Source organism: Paraclostridium benzoelyticum (genome assembly GCF_001006285.1).
Lineage (GTDB): Bacteria > Bacillota > Clostridia > Peptostreptococcales > Peptostreptococcaceae > Paraclostridium > Paraclostridium benzoelyticum.
Map to the genome: position 1 here is coordinate 1 of NZ_LBBT01000306.1, position 2,185 is coordinate 2,185.

Below are 2,185 nucleotides of genomic sequence, written 5' to 3' on the forward strand. Positions count from 1 at the left end.
ATTTTTCGGTCCACTAATTTCATATACTATATTTTTATATTTATAAATAAAAGCTATAGTTTTATAAATTATAAAACTATAGCTTTTATTTTAATTTAAAACAAAATAATTAAAGTGCTTTTTCTATTATTTTGCGGCTTATATTTAATCCCAAATCTCCTCTTTCTGATAAGTTTGTCATCCCATGACAATCAAGAGAATTTACAACAGTATCTACATCTTCTTCTTTAAGCCCATATACCGATAAATGAGTTGGCATATCTAAGCTTTCAAAAAACTCACGAGTTTTTCTTATTGCTATATCTATTTTTTCATCATCGCTACCTTCTTTTATATCCCATACGCGCTCAGCATATTGAACTAATTTAGATCCTTTCTCATTTCTTCTAACTTCCCAAAGTGCTGGAAGTATAGCTGCTAAGGTTTTAGCATGATCTATTCCATATAAAGCCGTTAATTCATGTCCTATTTTATGTGTTGTCCAATCTTGAGGAACTCCTGCAGCTATAAGACCATTAAGTCCCATCGTTGCGCACCAAACTAAATTCGCTCTTAAATCATAATCTATTGGATTATCTATAGTGTCTCTTCCAATTTCTATTAACGTCTTTAATATTCCTTCTGCTGTTCTATCTTGAAATCTTGCATCAACAGGATATGTAGCGTATTGTTCTAGTACATGTATATATGTATCTACTACTCCATTTGCTACTTGTGTCTTAGGCAAAGTAAATGTCAGTGTTGGGTCTAATATTGAAAATGTAGGGAATGATAAAGGACTTCTAACAGAGAATTTACCTCCATTGTAAGAAATAACCGCTCCTCCATTCATTTCTGATCCAGTTGCCGGAAGTGTAACCACTGTTCCTATAGGTAACCCCTTAGAAACTGGAACAGGTTTAAAACCATAGTTTAATAAATCTGTTTTGTCTTCACCTTCATAGTTAGCTGCTAAGTTTACAAACTTAGTTCCGTCCATTACTGAACCTCCACCAACAGCTAATAAAAAATCTATATTTTCTTTTTTAACTAATTCTGCCGCTTTTATTAATGTTTCATATTTTGGATTTGGTTCTATACCCGAAAATTCAAATATTTCACGACCTTTTAAAGCCTCTTTTACCTTGTCTAAAGTTCCAAATTTTTTAATACTTCCTCCACCATAAAGGACTAAAACTCTTGCAGCCTCTGGTATAAGTGAATTTAATTCTTCTATTTTATCTTTTCCAAATACTATTTTAGTTGGATTGTGAAAAGTAAAGTCTAACATTGTTGATCAACTCCTTATTGTCTATCTCTCTCTATATAATACCATATTTTCCTATTTTATTTTGTAACATTAAATTGACAGTAATCTTAGAATCATAAAATGGATACTTTAAATATTTAAAGTATCCATTTTATATGTTTATACTAAATTATCTATTAGTATTTTTATTTTTCAACTTATAATTTTTTATAATTTTAATTAGGAAATACCCTAAAAATAATACGGTATATATACTTAACTTAATTATATCAATCTCATCATCATTTAGAAGGGCAAGTACTATATGTACATATACTAAAAAGTAAAATGGATATGCCCACCTTTGAACCTTTTTCCAGTCTGCATATGACATTTTTGACCTAATATTTTTAAATGAAGTTATAAATAGTGGTATCATTATTATAAATGCTATTAATCCAACTATCAAATATACTATGTAAAGTGTTGTTATCGGCTTATGAACTAATATTTTATTAACAAAACGTACTAGATACATTATTCCATGTGGAAGTAAAAGTATACACCCTAGTATAGCAGATTCAGCTCTTATGCTTAATAACTTTTTTGTTAATTTCCACTTAGGATTTAATGCTCCTGCAAACATTACCAATAAGAAAAATGCTATTGATACATTTCCTTTCATAAAAGCTTTTTCTAATTCACCTATAAATCCTTGCATTTTTGTATCGCTTATTAACCTATAAATTTCATAAATCATTGTAATAGATGCTATAGCCGTAGCTATACTATAAAAAATTTTAGAATGCTTTTTTATACCTTTTGTATAAATTAGTGCGAGCGCTGCTGTGAATATTAATGAATAAACTAATCTCATGCTCATTCTCCTTTTATTTTTAGAATTTTTATCAATTCATATTTTGTATCATTTTATAATGATAATTAATTTCATTAATA

General features: G+C 28.6%; 2 protein-coding genes. Both read right to left on the reverse strand.

Annotated elements, in window-relative coordinates; all coding sequences use genetic code 11:
- Positions 1–109: 109 nt before the first annotated feature.
- On the reverse strand, positions 110–1,270 hold the full coding sequence (locus VN21_RS15100; protein WP_046821688.1) for an iron-containing alcohol dehydrogenase: 1,161 nt from the start codon (positions 1,268–1,270) through the stop codon (positions 110–112).
- 148 nt (positions 1,271–1,418) lie between these two features.
- Positions 1,419–2,105 (reverse strand): ferric reductase-like transmembrane domain-containing protein, encoded by a 687-nt coding sequence (locus VN21_RS15105; protein ID WP_046823985.1) that lies wholly within the window; start codon positions 2,103–2,105, stop codon positions 1,419–1,421.
- Between the last annotated feature and the right edge of the window lie 80 nt (positions 2,106–2,185).

Excerpts from the sequence above, each read along its gene's own strand:
- VN21_RS15100 (WP_046821688.1), bottom strand. The coding sequence starts at position 1,270 with ATGTTAGACTTTACTTTTCACAATCCAACTAAAATAGTATTTGGAAAA.
- VN21_RS15105 (WP_046823985.1), bottom strand. The coding sequence starts at position 2,105 with ATGAGATTAGTTTATTCATTAATATTCACAGCAGCGCTCGCACTAATT.